Source organism: uncultured Bradyrhizobium sp. (genome assembly GCF_947648125.1).
In the GTDB taxonomy this organism is placed as follows: domain Bacteria; phylum Pseudomonadota; class Alphaproteobacteria; order Rhizobiales; family Xanthobacteraceae; genus Bradyrhizobium.
The window spans coordinates 178,181-194,345 of the sequence record NZ_CANSMR010000006.1; the positions used below are offsets into that span (position 1 = coordinate 178,181).

The following is a 16,165-nucleotide window of genomic DNA, read 5'->3' on the forward strand; positions in this document are numbered from 1 at the left end:
GCACCATCGCGGGCATTGCCCTGCGGTGCCGACGCAGTGATCGAACAGGCTATCGTCGCAAAAGCTGAATGGATTGTCCGCATCTCGCCCTGGGCAGACATGAGGCATCGAGCTCATCAATGTCCGCCATTGATGCGGCGAGCGGCAGTCGAAACAAAAATGGCCGCGGTTGCCCGCGGCCATTTGTAGTCTCGTCAGTATGCCGCCGTTACTCGGCCGCCTGCTTGCGCGGCGGATCGAGTGCGCCGGAGCCGTGGATCTCGGCGACCTGGTGATCGCTGAAGCCGAGCACCTCGCGCAGGATTTCGTCAGTGTGCTCGCCGAGCAGCGGCGAGCGCTGAACGTCGCTCGGCGAATCCGACAGCTTGATCGGGTTGCCCACCGAGATGTACTTGCCGCGGGTCGGGTGATCGACCTCGACCACGGTACCGGTCGCGCGCAGCGACTGGTCTTCCGCGATCTCCTTCATCGACAGGATCGGGCCGCAGGGGATGTCGTCCTTGTTGAGGATCTCCATCGCCTCGAACTTGGTCTTGGTCATCGTCCACTGCTCGATGCGGGCGAAGATCTCGTTGAGGCGCGGCAGGCGGGCCGGCGGCTTGGCGTAGTTCGGATCGGTCTTCCAGGTCGGCTCGCCGATCACGTCGCAGATCTTCTCCCAAACCTGCGCCTGGGTGATGAAGTAGATGTAGGCGTTCGGGTCGGTCTCCCAGCCCTTGCACTTCAGGATGCGGCCGGGCTGGCCGCCGCCGGAATCGTTGCCGGCGCGCGGCACCGCGTCGCCGAACGGAATGCCTTCGCCGAACTGGCTGTATTCCCTGAGCGGACCATGGGCGAGGCGCTGCTGGTCGCGCAGCTTGACGCGCGCCAGGTTGAGCACGCCGTCCTGCATCGCGGCGGTGACCTTCTGGCCCTTGCCGGTCGTGGTGCGCTGATGGAGAGCGGCCAGGATGCCGATCGCAAGATGCAGGCCGGTGCCGGTGTCGCCGATCTGCGCGCCGGTGACCAGCGGCAGGCCGTCGCGGAAGCCGGTGGTCGAGGCGGCGCCGCCGGTGCACTGCGCGACGTTCTCGTAGACCTTGCAATCCTCATACGGGCCGGGACCGAAACCCTTGATCGAGGCGACGATCATCTTCGGGTTGAGGCTGTGGATCTTCTCCCAGGGGAAGCCCATGCGATCGAGCACGCCCGGGCCGAAATTCTCGACCAGCACGTCGCACTGCTTGATCAGCGCGGTCAGCACTTCCTTGCCCTTCGGGTTCTTGGTGTCGAGCGTGATCGAGCGCTTGTTGTGGTTCAGCATGGTGAAATACAGGCTGTCCACGTTCGGGATGTCCTGCAACTGGCCGCGCGTAATGTCGCCGACGCCGGGACGCTCGACCTTGATCACGTCGGCGCCGAACCAGGCCAGCAATTGCGTGCAGGTCGGACCCGACTGGACGTGGGTGAAATCGAGAATGCGAACGCCCTTGAGCGCCTTGGTCATATCTATTGCTCCGTACTCTATCTGCCCCTGCACCCGCAGGGAGTGGTGGGGTTAGGGGGTTACTTCTTCTTCAGAACGCTCTGAGGATTGAGGTTGCCGATGCGGCCGCTCTCCGAGCCCGCCGCCGGATCGATCACGGCGTTGATCAAGGTCGGCTTGCCGGAATCCAGTGCCGCATTGACCGCGCGCTTCAGCTCGTCGGGCGAGGTGGCGTTGACGCCGACGCCGCCGAAGGCTTCCATCATCTTGTCGTAGCGCGAGCCCTTGACGAACACGGTGGTCGCCGGATCGTCGCCGGCGCTGTTGACGTCGGTGCCGCGATAGATGCCGTCATTGTTGAAGATCACGACGCAGATCGGCAGCTTGTAGCGGCAGATCGTCTCGACCTCCATCCCGGAGAAGCCGAACGCGCTGTCGCCTTCGACCGCGAGCACGGGCAGGCCAGTCTCGACCGCGGCCGCGATCGAATAGCCCATGCCGATGCCCATCACGCCCCAGGTGCCGACGTCAAGCCGCTTGCGTGGCTTGTGCATGTCGACGACGCCGCGGGCGAGGTCGAGCGTGTTGGCGCCTTCGTTGACGAAGATGGTGTCGGGGCGTTCCGCGATGATGGTGCGCAGCGCGCCGAGCGCACCGTGATAATCCATCGGCGAGGCGTTGCTCATCAGCTTCGGCGCCATCTTGGCGACGTTGTCGTCGCGCTTCTTCGCCACGGTGGCGAGCCAGTCGCTCGGTGCGGCCGACCAGTTTGCGCCCATGGCGTCGAGGAAGGCGGACACGCAGGAGCCGATATCGCCGACGACGGGGGCGACGATCTCGACGTTGGAATCCATTTCCTTCGGCTCGATGTCGACCTGGATGAACTTCTTCGGGGCCTCGCCCCAGGTCTTGCCCTTGCCGTGCGACAGCAGCCAGTTGAGGCGGGCGCCGATCAGCATCACGACGTCGGCTTCCTTCAGCACGGTCGAGCGCGCCGCACCCGCGCATTGCGGATGCAGATCGGGCAGCAAGCCCTTGGCCATGCTCATCGGCAGGAACGGCACGCCGCTCTTCTCGACGAAATTCTTGATCGCCTCGTCGGCCTGCGCATAGGCAGCGCCCTTGCCGAGGATGATCAGCGGGCGTTTCGCGTTCTTCAGCACGTCGAGCGCGCGCTTGACCGCCGACGGGGCAGGCAGCTGCGCCGGCGCAGCATCGATCACCTTGACCAGCGACTTCTCGCCGGCAGCCGCGTCCATGACCTGGCCGAACAGCTTTGCGGGGAGATCGAGATAGACGCCGCCGGGACGGCCTGACACCGCGGCGCGGATCGCGCGCGCGAGGCCGATGCCGATGTCCTGGGCGTGCAGCACGCGGAACGCCGCCTTGCAGAGCGGCTTGGCGATCGCGAGCTGGTCCATCTCCTCATAGTCGCCCTGCTGCAGGTCGACGATCTCGCGCTCGGACGAGCCCGAGATCAGGATCATCGGGAAGCAGTTGGTGGTGGCGTGGGCAAGGGCAGTGAGGCCGTTGAGGAAGCCGGGCGCCGACACCGTGAGGCAGACGCCGGGACGCCTGGTCAGGAAGCCGGCGATCGAGGCCGCATATCCGGCATTCTGCTCGTGGCGGAACGAGAGCACGCGAATGCCCGCCGCCTGGGCCATGCGGCCCAGGTCCGTGATCGGGATACCCGGCACACCATAGACGGTGTCGATGCCGTTGAGCTTGAGCGCATCGATGACAAGGTGGAAGCCATCGGTTAGTTCCTGCTCGGTGCCCGGTGCCTCGGACTTCGTAGCGGTATTCAGCATCGGCATCGTCTCCCTGATCGTTCTTTGTTCGGACGATCTGATCGTCGTCTGAAGCGGGTGTGGACTCTCAAACTTACGTGAACAACTCTTGGCCATGCGCCTCGACATAGGCGGCAAGCCCAAGGGTGTGATCGCGGGCGCGCTTTTCGGCGAGCTCGGTGTCGCGTGCTTCCAGCGCCTCGATGATCCCGAGATGCTCGGGCAGCGAGGTCGCGGTGCGGTCCTTGCGGCCGATCGTGAGCTGGCGATAGCCGCGCACATGCAGCAGCAGGTCATTGGTGAGGTCGACCAGCACAGGCGATTCCGACAGCGAGATCAGCGCCTGGTGGAAGGCGATGTTGGCCTTGGAATATTCCTCGACGTGATCCTGCGGCAGGCGGTCGTCGCTGAAGTCCTTGAAGAAGTCGCGCAGCGCAGTGATGTCCTTCTTGCGCGCCGTGGTCGTGATCAGGCGTGCGGCCATGCTCTCCAGCGCCGCCCAGGCACGGATCATGTCGACGATCTCCGCCTTGGTGCGGCGGACCACGACGATGCCGCGGCGCGGCACGGTCTTCACGAATCCGTCCTGCTCGAGCATCGCGATCGCTTCGCGGATCGGCGTGCGGCTGACGCCGAGGCGCTCGGACAATGCGCGCTCGTCGAGCATCACGGGCTCCGGCGTTGCGTAGATGTCCATCTTCAGGATCGCTTCCTTCAAGGCCTCATAGGCCTTGTTCTTGAAGCTCGTCTCCGGCGCGATCCGGACGATGGCGATATCTGTGTCAGCCATGGTGGGCGACGCCTTGGTCTGTTTCGGTTCTGGCACGACTCGTCTCCTCCTCTTGGAGACGTCTTCTTAGCAGAAGAAATTACCTTAGATTTTTGGCATGCCAAATACCAGAATGTCAAGCTGCCTATATTTTTCGGCATTTTTGGACATCGACGGACCTTGACAATTACGTTTTTGGCATACCAAATGCCACGAAATCTGTCCCAGGAGGAAGCCAATGTCAAATTCGAAGGATGCGGTCCGCAAAATTCTCGATGCGGTCAGGGCCGACAAGCGCACGAGCCTCACCGCGCCCGAAGGCAAGGTGGTCTGCGACGCCTACGGCATTCCGGTGCCGAAAGAGGGCGTCGCCAAGTCGGCCGCCGAGGCTGCCCGGATCGCCTCCGACATGGGCTTCCCGGTCGTGATGAAGATCGTCTCGCCCGACATCCTCCACAAGACCGAGGCGGGCGGCGTGATTGTCGGCGTCAAGAGCGCAGCGGACGCCGAGAAGAGCTACGAGACCATTCTGGCCAACGCCCGGAAGTACAAGGCCGATGCCAAGATCGAGGGCATCCAGGTCCAGCAGATGCTGGGCGGCGGCACCGAGGTGATCGTCGGTTCGATCACCGACGGCTCGTTCGGCAAGCTGGTCGCCTTCGGCCTCGGCGGCGTGCTGGTCGAAATCCTCAAGGACATCACCTTCCGCCTCGCGCCGGCGACCAAGGAAGATGCGCTGTCGATGCTCGACGGCATCCAGGCCCATGAGATGCTGAAGGGCGTGCGCGGCGGCGAGCCGGTCAATCGCGAGGCGCTCGCCGACGTCATCGTCAAGGTGTCGCAGCTGGTCAGCGATTTCCCCGAGATCGTCGAGCTCGACCTCAATCCAGTGTTCGCCACCAGCAAGAACGCGATCGCCGCCGACGTCCGCATCGTTGTCGACTTCGACTACAAGCCGCGTCCGGCGCCGCGTCCGACCGAAGAGATCGTCGCGGCGATGAGCCGCATCATGCAGCCGAAGGGCGTCGCGGTCATCGGCGCCTCCGCCGAGGACGGCAAGATCGGCAACTCCGTGATGAAGAACCTCATCAACGGCGGCTACAAGGGCGAGATCTATCCGATCCACCCGAAGGCCGCGGAGATCCTCGGCTACAAGGCCTACAAGAGTGTCAAGGACGTGCCCGGCGTGATCGACACGGCGGTGTTTGCGATCCCGGCGAAATTCGTCGCCGGCGCGCTCGTCGAGTGCGGCGAGAAGAAAATCCCCGGTGCGGTGCTGATTCCCTCGGGTTTTGCCGAAGCCGGCGCGCCCGAATTGCAGGCCGAGATCGTCGAGGTCGGCAAGAAGTACAACATCCGCCTGATGGGGCCGAACATCTACGGCTTCTATTATACCCCGGCCAATCTTTGCGCCACGTTCTGCACCGCCTATGACGTCAAGGGCCACGCGGCGCTGTCGTCGCAGTCGGGCGGTATCGGCATGGCGATCATCGGCTTCTCGCGTTCGGCGAAGATGGGCGTGTCGGCGATCGTCGGTCTCGGCAACAAGTCCGACATCGACGAGGACGATCTGCTCGCCTTCTTCGAGCAGGACCCCAACACCAATCTGATCGCGCAGCACTGCGAAGACCTGAAGGACGGCCGTGCCTTCGCGGAGGCCGCCAAACGCGTCTCCAAGAAGAAGCCGGTGGTCGTGCTCAAGGCCGGCCGCACTTCTGCGGGTGCCAAGGCAGCGTCGTCGCACACCGGCGCGCTCGCCGGCAACGACAAGATCTATGAGGATGTGTTCAAGCAGTCCGGCGTGATCCGTGCTCGCTCGCTCCGGCAGCTGCTCGAATTCGCCCGCGGCGTACCGGTGCTGCCGACGCCGAAGGGCGAGAATGTCCTGATCATCACCGGTGCCGGCGGCTCCGGCGTGCTGCTCTCCGACTCGGTCGTCGACAACGGCCTGTCGCTGATGCAGATGCCGCCGGATCTCGATGCGGCGTTCCGCAAGTTCATCCCGCCGTTCGGCGCGGCCGGAAATCCTGTGGATATCACCGGCGGCGAGCCGCCGATTACCTACGTCAACACGGTGAAACTCGGTCTCTCCGATGAGCGCATCCACGCGTTGATCCTCGGCTACTGGCACACCATCGTGACGCCGCCGATGGTGTTCGCGCGCAACATGGTCGAGGTGAAGAAGGAGATGGAAGCGAAGGGCTTCGTGAAGCCGATCGTCGCCTCGCTCGCCGGCGACGTCGAGGTCGAGGAAGCCGCCGAGTATCTCTACCAGAACGGCATTCCGGCCTACGCCTATTCGACCGAACTGCCGGTCGAGGTGCTCGGCGCCAAGTACAAGTGGGCCCGCGGCGCGGGTCTGCTCTGATCGTCTGATCTGTCGAAGACCAGAGGCCGCCTCGGACATTGTCCGGGGCGGCTTTTTTCATGAGTCGCCTCGTTGTCGAGGTGGACGGGAAGGGGCGGCATCGGCCCGATCGTTCGAAAACCAGCCCAGGCTTCCTGGCCGCCTTGCGCGGGTTCCGCGCGCCATCCCTTTTCCCGACCGCGTCCGGCCCACCAAGGCAGCTTGCCTTTCGCATCTGATGTGCTACTGATATGTCAGATAAGAATGATGGAGGACCCGCGATGGAGTTGGCTGCAACAGGGATGACCGACCGCCAGCGCAAATATCGCGCGACCTACCGCGAGCGTGTGGTGGGCTGGTACAATGGCTGGCTGCACGTCGTGCTGATCTACACGATCGGCTTCACCGCGCTGTACGTCTATCTGGCCAATGTGCACGACGTGAAGTGGTGGGAATACCTCACCATTCCGGCGGTCTTCCTGATTGCGAACTTCTTCGAATGGGCGGTGCATCGCTTCGTCATGCACCGGCCCTCGAATGTGCCCTTGCTGCGCGCGATCTACAGCCGCCACACCCTGATGCACCATCAGTTCTTCACCGAGGAGGAAATGCGCTTCGCCGATCACCACGATTGGCGCGTCACCTTCTTCCCGCCCTATGCGCTCGTGGTGTTTACCCTGATGTCGATCCCGCCGGCGATCGTCGCAGGGCTCGTGATCTCGGCCAATACCGGCTGGCTGCTGATCACCACGACCACGTCGATGTACCTGATCTACGAATTCATGCATTTCTGCTGCCACGTCGAGGAAAACGCCTTCGTGCGCAACATGCCCTTCGTCAACACCATCCGCCGGCATCATACCGCCCATCATAACCAGTCGATCATGATGGAGCGGAACATGAACCTGACCTTCCCGGTGATGGACTATGTGTTCGGCACCTCCGACCTCAATCGCGGCCTGCTTGGCCACGTCTTCAACGGCTACAGCACGCGCTACGTGAAGACCGACATGCGACGGACGGCGCGGACGCCGCGGGTCGTGGTGAAGGAGCAATCGGTGCCGCATGGCGCAGCTTGAACCCAATCTCGCCGGCCTCGCCTGGTTCGGCCTGCTGTGGAGCGTGTGCTGCATCGGCTTCCTGCAACTGGCCGGGATGTATCCGCTGCGCAGACGCGCCGTTCTGCCGGTGACGATGACGACCGCATTGTGGGCGATGTTGCTCGCCGGCACGCTGGCGTTCGCCTCGGCCGAGCTGCGCTGGACCACCGTCGTTGTCGTGGGCGGTGTGCTGTTCCTGTTCCTGCCCGGGCTGTTTCAGGCGCTGCCGGAATGGTGGCGCGACGGACGCGCGGGATTGCGCCTGTCCTGTTGCGCCATGATTGCGGCGCTGGCGCTGCTGGTCGGCGTGGCTGCACCGTCGTTTCACATGTGGACCTAGAGGGAGGGCTCGATGCCAAGCCACATCAAGCTCATGCTGTCGCTGGCGTGCCTCGCCACGGCGGCCTGCGGATATTTCTTCATGGTCTATCTGGGACAGCAGGGACCGAGCTACGCGGTCGCCTTCCTCGGCGTATTCGCTACCGTCGCGATGTGGATCTTCCCCGAGGTCGTCAAGAAGGACCTCAAGATGCGTCCGCCGGGATCCTGATATGATGCTGCAGCACAGGGAGACTCCGATGGCGAGCTATGCCGGGGACCGTACCATCGACGGCATTTCCGTGCTGGTCGACGGCGAGCCGCTGTCACCGCATTACGACCAGCTTCGTCTCACCGAACACGGATTCGAATGGAGCTACGAGGGGCCGGAGCCGGCACAACTCGCCTTCGCGCTGCTCTATGATCATCTGCACGACGCCACTTCTGCAAAGGCGCTGCACGAGAGCTTCATGCGGCGCATCGTCGCCAATTTCGGCAATGAATGGGAGCTCTCCTCGGCCGATCTCGACGAGGCGGTCGCGGCGCTGCGGTCCGGACCAACGGCCTGACCCCACGCTGATTTCCCGGCGAGAGAATTTTTGAGATGACCCTGACCTGTCGCGCGGCGGTGCTGCACCAGAGCGGAACGCCGCTCTCCATCGAGCGCGTTTCGCTTGCACCACCGATGCCGACCGACGTCGTGGTGAAGGTGCGTGCCGCCGGGCTCTGCCACACCGATCTGGAGGTGATCGACGGATCTCTGCGCTATCCCTTGCCGATGATCCTCGGGCACGAGGCCGCCGGCGTGGTCGAGGAGGTCGGCAGCGCGGTGCGTGACGTGCGCGCCGGCGATCACGTGATCCTGTCCTGGAATCCGCATTGCGGGCATTGCTTTCACTGCGACCGCGGGCAGCCGATCCTGTGCGAGACCTATCTCGCCAGGGGCGCGGAAGGCGTGCATTTCGACGGCGCCTCGAAGGCGCAGCTTATGGGCGGCGGCGGCCTGGCGCATCTGATGTTCCTCGGCGCGTTCTCGGAATATGTCGTGCTGCCGGCGCAGCAGGCGATTGTCGTGCCCAAGGAGATCCCCTTCGATCGCGCCTGCCTGATCGGCTGCGGCGTCATGACCGGCGTTGGCGCCGCGCTCAACGTCGCGGCCATCGGCTATGGCGATACCGTGATGGTCACCGGCTGCGGCGCGGTCGGGCTGGCAGCGGTGCAGGGCGCCCGGCTCGCCGGCGCCGGTGCTGTTATCGCGGTCGACCTCGATGATGCAAAGCTTGCGCTGGCGCGGCAGCTCGGCGCCACACACGCCGTCAACGCGACGCGCGAGGACCCGGTCCAGTTCGCAAGGGAGGCGACGCACGGGCGAGGGGCCGACGTCATCCTCGAGGCGGCGGGCCATCCCACGGCGTTCCGGCAGACCGCGGAGGCGGTGCGGCCGGGCGGCGAGGTGATCTGGCTCGGCAAGATCGACGTCGCGCAGGACGTGAGTTTCCGCTGGGGGGCGTTGATGGGCGAGAAGCGATTTCGCCGCTCGAGCTACGGCGGCGCGCGGCCACGGCGCGACTTCCCCTTGCTGGCGCAGGCCTATCTCGACGGCCGGCTCAAGCTCGACGAACTGATCACTGGCCGCTGCAGCCTCGACGGCATCAATGACGGCTTCGAGGCGTTGCGGCGCGGCCGCTCGATCCGCACGGTCGTCGAGTTCTGAAAGCTCTTAGAGCGTCGAACGCGCAAAACTCTCGATGTAGTCGATCAGGCTGTCGGAGGCTGCGCCGGCGGCATCGACGCGGCGCTCGGCGACGGCTTCGGCGACGTCGGCATGCAGCCGTGCTGCGAGCGGCAGATCGGCCGCTTCCTTGTAATGCTGGTACCAGAATCGGCGCGACAGCCCGTGCATCAGGCCCATGGCGCGGGAGGCGAACTCGTTGCGTGACGCCGCCGAGATCAGTGTGTTGAACTGGTGATCCAGCCGCATGAACAGCAGATCGTCGGATTTTTCCGACGCGCGCCGCATGCCGGCGGCGATCTCGGAGAATTGCTTGCGTTGCTCGCTGGTGGCGCGCTCGGCGGCGCCGCGCGCCATCAGCCGTTCCAGCTCGCGCCGGACCTCGAGCAGGCGGAGCTGGGCCCGCAGGTCGATCTCGGACACCAGTACGCCGCGGCGGGCCAGGATGTTGACGAGGCCGTCGCGCGACAGCCGTTGCAACGCCTCGCGGATCGGGGTGCGGCCGATATCGAGCCGCTTGGCGAGCACGAGCTCGGAGAGCGCGGTGCCGGGCGGCAGTTGCAGCGTCACGATCAGCTCTTCCAGCTCGGCATAGGCGCGATCGGTGAGGGTGACGTCGGCTTGCGGGAGCGGGGCCTGCGCGGCAGTGCGCGGCTTGCCGGCAGCAGCGGACGATGGCCGCGCCGGCCGGCGGCTTCCTGCTGCGCGGGCGCGCACCGTGCTGGATCGTTTGCTCGAATCGGCCATCGGGATCTTGAGTGCTGCTGTACAGCAGATATCTCACACGCCCCGATGGCACTGACAAGGCCGCTCGATCGGCGCCACACCGAATCCGGCCGCATGCAGCCAACAGCGGCGCATCATCAGTGCGAAATGCTCTCCAGCGTGCGGCCACGGGTTTCCTCTCCGAGCACCAGCACCGCCAGCGCCGCCACCACGAACGCGCCGGCGCCCAGCGCGAACACGCCGCTCTGTCCCGCCGCAGGCAAGATCACGCCGATCACATAGGGGCCGATCAGCGAACCGATTCGGCCGACCGCGGAGGCAAAACCGGTTCCAGTGGCGCGGACATGGGTCGGGTACAGTTCGGGCGTATAGGCGTAGAGCGCCGACCACATGCCGAACAGGAAGAACTGCATGCAGAGGCCGGCGATGATGAGCTGGGTCTGGTCCGCCGCCGAGCCGTAGAAGTGGCAGGCGATCGCGCCGCAGAGCAGGTTCATCACCAGCGTCGCCTTGCGGCCCCAGGATTCGACGAGCCAGGCGGAGACCAGGAAGCCGGGGATGCCCGCGAGCGAGATCAGGATGGTGTAGAACACCGATTTGGTGATCGGGAATCCCTTGGCCTGCAGCAGTGCGCCGAGCCACGTGGTCAGCCCGTAGAAGCCGAGCAGGGCGAAGAACCACAAGGTCCACAACATCGTGGTCCGCTTGGCGTAGATGCCCGAAAACAGCGTCCTCAGGCCGGTCACTTCGGATGCAGGCGCCGCGGCCTGGCGCACAACAGGCGGCAGCTCCTTGCTGCCGAGACGATCGCGGACCCTGCTTTCGATGTCGCGCACGGTCGCTTCGGCCCGTTCGGAATAGCCGTGGGAAGCGAGCCAGCGCGGCGATTCCGGAACGTAGCGTCGTACCACAAGCACGAAGACGGCCGGGATCGCCTGCAGGATGAAGACCCAGCGCCAGTCGGCGGCCTGCAGCACGAAGTAGGTCAGCAGGCCCGACGCGATGAAGCCGAGCGGCCAGAACCCTTCGAGGAATGCGATGTAGCGGCCGCGGTTGCGGGCCGGCATGATCTCCGAAACCATCGACTGCGCGACCGGAAACTCCATGCCCATGCCGAAGCCGAGCAGCAGACGGGATGCGCCGAGCGCGGTCGCGGTCGTCGAGAGACCACAGAACAGGCTGCCCAAGCCCCAGAAGATCATGCTGACCTGGAAGACGCGGGCGCGGCCGAAACGGTCGGCCAGCAGGCCGGCGGACGCGGCGCCGACGAACATGCCGAGGAAGCTCATGCTGGACAGCAGCCCGGTTTCCGCCGTCGACAGGCCGAAGGTCTGGCGGATCGAGCCGAGCACGAAAGTCAGCGCGGCCAGGTCCATGCTGTCGAAGAACCATGCGGTTGCGATGATCCCGAAGATCCATCGCTGATAGGAGGTCAGCGGCAGCCGTTCGAGCCGTGCCGCGATGTCGGCGACCTGCTGCGCCTGCGCGGTGCGCGCGACGGCGGCCGGAGCCCGGCTTCCGGCCGATGCGGTGACGTCGGAAACGGTCATGCTGTCCTCCCCAAGTGGACGTTGCCGGGCTCTTGTCGGCCCGTTCCATAAAATGTCACACGGATAGCAGTGATATGTCAATTGGTGATCACGCGCGAATTAGCGGCGTGAACCGACCTGCGGCGCCGGACAGGACCGGGGATGAATCGGCGCGGAGCGCGGGCCTTCTGTGGTCTGACCGACGTTCGATGCCGCTTCGGACATCTTCCGAAGCGGCATCAAAGCCCGGTTAACGACTTCCGAGAAATCGGGGCATGTCCGATAATCCGGCCTTAATGGGGGGCCGACTAAAAGTCTCGTGGTTGCAATGTGCCGGACGCCTGGGGGTATCCGGTGTTGCGTCCGGAGGAGGCGTTTCCCCATCATGTCAGTTCAGGTCGATCCGGATTTTGCGAGCGACGATCGCGCAAGGGCGCAGATCGGCGCGGCGGTGAGCTATCTGCTCAGGGACGCGACCGGTGCGGCGCGTGAGCATGCGGTCGAGATGATTATCGAGATGGTCCGCGATGTCGCAAGCCGGCCGGCCGACCTCGAAGCGGCGTCCCTTCAGCCGCTCATGAGCGGCGTCACCTATCGGGATTTTGTGATCGATGCCTACCGGCGCGATGTCGATCGCTGGCGCGCGACGATCCGCCGGTCTAACGGCAAGAAGATCCGGATCGCTTCTCCGCCGTCGGTGCGCGACGAGGCGACGACGACAGCGGATGCGATCACCGCCGAGAAGGCCATCGAGTTCGCCAAGCGCGCGATCGATATGGGCGAGGTGCTCTGACCACACTGCCCGAGGGTGCATTCGCCGCGAAAGTCCCGGCGATGCCACCGACCCTATGCTTGGGACGCGCGATGTGCTCCGATGCGACGGCTGCGTCGGTTCCGGAGCCGTCAGCGGAATCTTGATCCATCGTACCCCAGCAGAGAGAAGCCATGCCTTCCGAACTCCGTTCGCCCCGTCTGGCGGTCCTGATCGACGCCGACAACGCATCTGCCAGGATCGCCGATGGGCTGTTCGAGGAGATCGCCAAGATCGGCGAGGCCAGCGTGCGCCGCATCTATGGCGACTTCTCCAATCCAAGGTCCAAGGGCTGGGCCGACATTCTGTCCAAGCACGCCATCATCCCGCAGCAGCAATTCGCCTATACGACCGGCAAGAATGCCTCCGACATCACCCTGGTGATCGACGCGATGGATCTGCTGCACAGCGGCCGGTTCGATGGATTCTGCCTGGTGTCGTCGGACAGCGATTTCACCCGGCTCGCCGCCCGCATCCGCGAGCACGGCATCGACGTGTTCGGGTTCGGCGAGCAGAAGACGCCGGAGAGCTTTCGGCAGGCCTGCCGCAGGTTCGTCTATACTGAGAATTTGCGCGGCGGCGTGACGAGCAATCAGGACGCAGCGGTGCGCGCCCAGCCATTGCAGCCGCCCGACGCCGCCACGCCCATCCTCAAGAAGGTGATCGGCCAGATGGCCAGCGAAGACGGCTGGGTGACGCTTGGTGAGGTCGGACGGCAGCTGGCCAATCTGGCGTCGGATTTCGATCAAAGGACCTACGGCTTCCGCACCCTGAGCGAACTGGTGCGCAGGACAAATGCCTTCGAGATCGAGCAGCCCAAGGGCGGGACGACGCGAATCCGCATCAAGCCTTCAGTTGACACCCCTGCGAAAGCATCTCCAAGACGGCGAACGCCAAGACGGCGAGCCGATCAAAGACCGCCGGAATGAACGGCGCGCAGCGCGCTTCTGCTCTGAACCATCTCCGAATCTGAACCAACGATGAATGCTGCTTCGGACATGATCCGGAGCAGCATTTTCGTTTGTGCGGGAACCGGAGCGAGTTGCTGCGGAACTGGAATTTGCGCGCAACTTGCCGCGTTGGAACTGGAACGTCTCGTTCCCTCCGATGTTGAAGGGGCGTCTCATAGCTCGGAGGAGGAGAATCATGAACAAGCGTTTTGCTGTTTCCATTGTTGCTGCTGCGTCGCTGCTCGCGTCCGGCTCGGCCTTCGCACAGTCGACGACTGCGGCGGGCGCCGCGAACGGTGCACGGACCGGTGGCGAGATCGCAGGCCCGGTTGGTGAGATCGTCGGCGGCACGGTCGGTGCTGCGGTCGGTGCCGGCCTCGAGATTCCGAATGCGGTGATCACGTCGATACCGCGCGACGAGCCGTCGGTCGTGGTGCGCGAGCGCGTCGTGGTCGGCGAGCCGCTGCCCGACACCGTCGTGCTGCGTCCGGTGCCGCGCTACACCGAATACCGCTACGCGATCGTCAATGATCGCCGCGTGATCGTGGAGCCGCGCACCCGCAGGATCGTCAAGATCATCGACTGATCGCGTTTATTTCCCCGTCATTGCGAGGAGCTCGCGACAAAATTGCAAAGCAATTTTGCGCTGAAGCGACGAAGCAATCCATTGCACCGCATATGCTGAAGCGTGGATTGCTTCGCTTCGCTCGCAATGACGGGCGTGGGAACATGTCATCCTCGCGGGCACATCACCCGTGGGGATTTTCGTGGTCTCATGAATACCGGCATGGCACAGGCCCGCTTTTTTCATGAGGCGCCTGGTTGGCCTGACGGCCCGATCCCCTAGACTGGTCCGCAATAAGCGGACGCAGCCAGCGGCCGCCTGAGGCAAGAGCAGGGTGGAAACATGGGTCGGAAGATCGCGATCGTCGGCGCGGGTGCGGTCGGCGGCTATGCCGGCGCGCATATGGTGCAGGCGGGTGAGGACGTCACCTTCATCGATCCCTGGCCCGAGCATGTCGAGCACATGCGCAAGCACGGATTGCGCGTCACCCACGCGATGGATGTTGCGGAATTCTCGGTGCCGGTGCGCGCGCTGCACGTCACCGATGCGCAGCAGCTGGCTAAGGAGAAGCCGGTCGACATCGCCTTCGTCTGCATGAAGTCCTACGACACCGCTTGGGCGACCATGCTGATCCGGCAATATCTGGCCGCCGACGGCTACGTCGTGTCGCTGCAGAACTGCATGAACGAGGAGACGATCGCCGGCATTGTCGGCTGGGGCAAGACGCTCGGCTGCATCGCGAGCAGCATCACCGTCAACCTGCCCGAGCCCGGCCATATCCATCGTGGCGCCGGCAAGGGCGGTGCTGATCACACCGTGTTCCGCGCCGGCGAGGTGCACGGCCGCATCACCGCGCGGGCGGAGGAAGTTTGCCGCCTGGTCGGCACTTCCGACAGTGCCAGGGTGACCTCCAATCTCTGGGGCGAGCGCTGGTCGAAGCTCGTCGCCAACGTGATGGGCAACGGGCTGTCGGCCTGCACCGGCTTGCCGGGCGGCGAGGTGCTGCAAAGCGAACCGCTGCGCCGCTTCTCGACGCGGCTTGGCAGCGAGGCGATCCGCGTCGGCCAGGCGCAGGGCTATCAGCTGGAGGAGATCCTGCATCTGCCGCCGGAGACGATCGCGCGTGCCGGCGAGGGCGACGAGGCCGCGACGCGCGCCTGCGACGAGCAGCGCTTCAAGGATGCCAAGCGCACCTCATCGGCGCAGCGCCCCTCGATGGGCCAGGACATGCAGAAGGGCCGCCGCACCGAGATCGAGTTTCTCAACGGCTTCGTGGTGCGCGAGGGCGAGAAGCTTGGCCTGGCATGCAATGCCAACGCCGCGCTGACCGACATCGTCAAGCGCGTCGAGCGCGGCGAACTCACGCCCGATCCGCGGCATATCACGGAGTTGAGGCTGAATTGAGCGATCTCACGATGTCTGGCTCCGGCGCGGCGGGCCCGCGGGAGGCAACGTGCGCTGGAAGCTCGGCCGCGCAGCGTGCTGCTCGTAGTAGCGGGTCAGATGCGGCGCAGCGGCAAGCACGCTGGCGCCTTCAGGCGCCTGCCGTACCCGATGCAGGATCGGCAGCAGATTGAGGTCGGCGAATGTGAGATCGCTGCCGACGAGGTAGCCGCGCGGCGCGACCGCCTTGTCGAGAACCTCGATCTGCGCCTGCAGCGCCGGCATGATTGCGTCGATCGTTGCACGATCGGGGCCGCCATCGGCGGTGTTCGGCGCGATATAGGCGAACAGGTACGTGCGGATCAGGGTGTGGTCCATCAGGGTGTTGACGAGCGAGATCCACTGCTCAGTCAGCGCGGCCAGCCGCAGGTCGTCCGGAAACAGATACGGCGCTGGGAAGCTGCGGTCGAGATAGCCGGCAATCGCCTTGGACTCGAACAACTCGAAATCGCCGTGGCGCAGCACCGGCATCTTTCCGAACGGATGGATCGCATAGAGCTCCGGCGCGCGCAGCGGGCATTCGGTCAACTTGTAGTCGATACGCTTTTCCTCGCACACCAGCCGGATAGCGTGCGTGTAGGTCGAGCGAGTCGAGCCGATGATTTCCGGAGTGGTCATGG

Annotated in this window: 16 protein-coding genes; 10 read left to right on the forward strand and 6 right to left on the reverse strand. The window is 64.7% G+C overall.

What is annotated here, in order from left to right; translation table 11 throughout:
• Nucleotides 1–208: 208 nt before the first annotated feature.
• The 3 genes from frc to Q0030_RS13950 all read right to left on the reverse strand — a co-directional run bounded on the left by frc (nt 209) and on the right by Q0030_RS13950 (nt 4,045).
• On the reverse strand, nt 209–1,486 hold the full coding sequence (frc, locus tag Q0030_RS13940) for a formyl-CoA transferase (protein ID WP_298367690.1): 1,278 nt from the start codon (nt 1,484–1,486) through the stop codon (nt 209–211).
• 59 nt (nt 1,487–1,545) lie between these two features.
• The gene (oxc, locus tag Q0030_RS13945; RefSeq protein ID WP_298367692.1) at nt 1,546–3,276 is read right to left on the reverse strand and encodes an oxalyl-CoA decarboxylase; all 1,731 of its coding nucleotides are present in this window, start codon (nt 3,274–3,276) and stop codon (nt 1,546–1,548) included.
• 73 nt (nt 3,277–3,349) lie between these two features.
• Nucleotides 3,350–4,045: a GntR family transcriptional regulator gene (locus Q0030_RS13950; RefSeq protein WP_097670734.1), complete on the reverse strand. Its 696-nt coding sequence runs from the start codon at nt 4,043–4,045 to the stop codon at nt 3,350–3,352.
• Nucleotides 4,046–4,262: 217 nt separating this feature from the next.
• Here Q0030_RS13950 and Q0030_RS13955 point away from each other — a divergent pair, with 217 nt between their 5' ends.
• From Q0030_RS13955 to Q0030_RS13980, 6 genes are all read left to right on the forward strand, one after another.
• Nucleotides 4,263–6,392 carry an acetate--CoA ligase family protein gene (locus Q0030_RS13955; RefSeq protein WP_298367695.1) on the forward strand — a complete coding sequence of 710 codons (2,130 nt, stop codon included), beginning with the start codon at nt 4,263–4,265 and terminating at the stop codon, nt 6,390–6,392.
• Between the two features lie 260 nt (nt 6,393–6,652).
• Nucleotides 6,653–7,450 (forward strand): sterol desaturase family protein, encoded by a 798-nt coding sequence (locus Q0030_RS13960; RefSeq protein ID WP_298367697.1) that lies wholly within the window; start codon nt 6,653–6,655, stop codon nt 7,448–7,450.
• Entirely contained in the window at nt 7,437–7,811 is a 375-nt protein-coding gene (locus tag Q0030_RS13965) for a hypothetical protein (protein WP_298367699.1), read from the forward strand. Before Q0030_RS13960 ends, Q0030_RS13965 begins: the two co-directional genes overlap by 14 nt.
• Before the next feature lie 12 nt (nt 7,812–7,823).
• Nucleotides 7,824–8,021 carry a hypothetical protein gene (locus Q0030_RS13970; protein WP_024579640.1) on the forward strand — a complete coding sequence of 66 codons (198 nt, stop codon included), beginning with the start codon at nt 7,824–7,826 and terminating at the stop codon, nt 8,019–8,021.
• 28 nt (nt 8,022–8,049) lie between these two features.
• Nucleotides 8,050–8,358 (forward strand): DUF6166 domain-containing protein, encoded by a 309-nt coding sequence (locus Q0030_RS13975; RefSeq protein WP_298367702.1) that lies wholly within the window; start codon nt 8,050–8,052, stop codon nt 8,356–8,358.
• A gap of 35 nt (nt 8,359–8,393) precedes the next feature.
• Entirely contained in the window at nt 8,394–9,503 is a 1,110-nt protein-coding gene (locus tag Q0030_RS13980; protein WP_298367704.1) for a Zn-dependent alcohol dehydrogenase, read from the forward strand.
• A gap of 6 nt (nt 9,504–9,509) precedes the next feature.
• Here the strand turns inward: Q0030_RS13980 and Q0030_RS13985 are convergent, their stop codons facing one another.
• Nucleotides 9,510–10,268: a GntR family transcriptional regulator gene (locus Q0030_RS13985; RefSeq protein WP_298367707.1), complete on the reverse strand. Its 759-nt coding sequence runs from the start codon at nt 10,266–10,268 to the stop codon at nt 9,510–9,512.
• 116 nt (nt 10,269–10,384) lie between these two features.
• On the reverse strand, nt 10,385–11,797 hold the full coding sequence (locus Q0030_RS13990) for an MFS transporter (protein WP_298367710.1): 1,413 nt from the start codon (nt 11,795–11,797) through the stop codon (nt 10,385–10,387).
• A gap of 364 nt (nt 11,798–12,161) precedes the next feature.
• Here Q0030_RS13990 and Q0030_RS13995 point away from each other — a divergent pair, with 364 nt between their 5' ends.
• The 4 genes from Q0030_RS13995 (at nt 12,162) to Q0030_RS14010 (ending at nt 15,506) form a co-directional block, all read left to right on the forward strand.
• Nucleotides 12,162–12,569 carry a hypothetical protein gene (locus Q0030_RS13995; protein ID WP_298367712.1) on the forward strand — a complete coding sequence of 136 codons (408 nt, stop codon included), beginning with the start codon at nt 12,162–12,164 and terminating at the stop codon, nt 12,567–12,569.
• 152 nt (nt 12,570–12,721) lie between these two features.
• Nucleotides 12,722–13,516 (forward strand): NYN domain-containing protein, encoded by a 795-nt coding sequence (locus Q0030_RS14000; protein ID WP_298367715.1) that lies wholly within the window; start codon nt 12,722–12,724, stop codon nt 13,514–13,516.
• A gap of 217 nt (nt 13,517–13,733) precedes the next feature.
• Nucleotides 13,734–14,123, forward strand: coding sequence for a DUF1236 domain-containing protein (locus Q0030_RS14005; protein ID WP_298367717.1), 390 nt, complete (start codon nt 13,734–13,736; stop codon nt 14,121–14,123).
• 321 nt (nt 14,124–14,444) lie between these two features.
• The gene (locus Q0030_RS14010; RefSeq protein ID WP_298367719.1) at nt 14,445–15,506 is read left to right on the forward strand and encodes a 2-dehydropantoate 2-reductase; all 1,062 of its coding nucleotides are present in this window, start codon (nt 14,445–14,447) and stop codon (nt 15,504–15,506) included.
• 6 nt (nt 15,507–15,512) lie between these two features.
• Here the strand turns inward: Q0030_RS14010 and Q0030_RS14015 are convergent, their stop codons facing one another.
• Nucleotides 15,513–16,163 (reverse strand): glutathione S-transferase family protein, encoded by a 651-nt coding sequence (locus Q0030_RS14015; protein ID WP_298367721.1) that lies wholly within the window; start codon nt 16,161–16,163, stop codon nt 15,513–15,515.
• Between the last annotated feature and the right edge of the window lie 2 nt (nt 16,164–16,165).

Coding starts and splice junctions, on each gene's coding strand:
- frc (WP_298367690.1), bottom strand. CDS start 1,486: ATGACCAAGGCGCTCAAGGGCGTTCGCATTCTCGATTTCACCCACGTC.
- oxc (WP_298367692.1), bottom strand. CDS start 3,276: ATGCTGAATACCGCTACGAAGTCCGAGGCACCGGGCACCGAGCAGGAA.
- Q0030_RS13950 (WP_097670734.1), bottom strand. CDS start 4,045: ATGGCTGACACAGATATCGCCATCGTCCGGATCGCGCCGGAGACGAGC.
- Q0030_RS13955 (WP_298367695.1), top strand. CDS start 4,263: ATGTCAAATTCGAAGGATGCGGTCCGCAAAATTCTCGATGCGGTCAGG.
- Q0030_RS13960 (WP_298367697.1), top strand. CDS start 6,653: ATGGAGTTGGCTGCAACAGGGATGACCGACCGCCAGCGCAAATATCGC.
- Q0030_RS13965 (WP_298367699.1), top strand. CDS start 7,437: ATGGCGCAGCTTGAACCCAATCTCGCCGGCCTCGCCTGGTTCGGCCTG.
- Q0030_RS13970 (WP_024579640.1), top strand. CDS start 7,824: ATGCCAAGCCACATCAAGCTCATGCTGTCGCTGGCGTGCCTCGCCACG.
- Q0030_RS13975 (WP_298367702.1), top strand. CDS start 8,050: ATGGCGAGCTATGCCGGGGACCGTACCATCGACGGCATTTCCGTGCTG.
- Q0030_RS13980 (WP_298367704.1), top strand. CDS start 8,394: ATGACCCTGACCTGTCGCGCGGCGGTGCTGCACCAGAGCGGAACGCCG.
- Q0030_RS13985 (WP_298367707.1), bottom strand. CDS start 10,268: ATGGCCGATTCGAGCAAACGATCCAGCACGGTGCGCGCCCGCGCAGCA.
- Q0030_RS13990 (WP_298367710.1), bottom strand. CDS start 11,797: ATGACCGTTTCCGACGTCACCGCATCGGCCGGAAGCCGGGCTCCGGCC.
- Q0030_RS13995 (WP_298367712.1), top strand. CDS start 12,162: ATGTCAGTTCAGGTCGATCCGGATTTTGCGAGCGACGATCGCGCAAGG.
- Q0030_RS14000 (WP_298367715.1), top strand. CDS start 12,722: ATGCCTTCCGAACTCCGTTCGCCCCGTCTGGCGGTCCTGATCGACGCC.
- Q0030_RS14005 (WP_298367717.1), top strand. CDS start 13,734: ATGAACAAGCGTTTTGCTGTTTCCATTGTTGCTGCTGCGTCGCTGCTC.
- Q0030_RS14010 (WP_298367719.1), top strand. CDS start 14,445: ATGGGTCGGAAGATCGCGATCGTCGGCGCGGGTGCGGTCGGCGGCTAT.
- Q0030_RS14015 (WP_298367721.1), bottom strand. CDS start 16,163: ATGACCACTCCGGAAATCATCGGCTCGACTCGCTCGACCTACACGCAC.